This is a genomic window from Campylobacter lari, from assembly GCF_004357905.1.
GTDB classification, from domain to species: Bacteria; Campylobacterota; Campylobacteria; order Campylobacterales; family Campylobacteraceae; genus Campylobacter_D; species Campylobacter_D lari_D.
Window position 1 is genome coordinate 1 of sequence record NZ_SMTT01000040.1, and the last position, 334, is coordinate 334.

Annotated in this window: 1 pseudogene; it reads left to right on the top strand. The window is 28.4% G+C overall.

The annotated features are described in order from the left end of the window. Positions 1-334: pseudogene (locus tag E2O22_RS07860) on the top strand (ShlB/FhaC/HecB family hemolysin secretion/activation protein); the annotation flags it as partial.

Here is a 334-nt window from a genome sequence, read left to right on the forward strand (position 1 = left end):
TTTAGGCGGAGATTATCAAGAAGTTGGCTTTAGTGGAATTTCAAAAAGTATAGGTATAGACTTTTCTTATCCTGTATGGATTAATACTAATTCATCTTTATACTTTACTTCTAGTATTTATCATAAAACTTTAAATGATAAAGCTTTCGCTTATACACCATTTTCATATATAGCAAATAAAAATTCTAATGTAGGTAGTATAGGTTTAGAAGGTTTATTTAGAGGCTTTGAGAATAATACTTTAAGTTATAGTGTTAAGATAAGTATAGGTAAGGTTAATGATGATGGTACTACTATGTTTGGAAGTACATCTAAAAGTGGAGGCAAAGGCTTT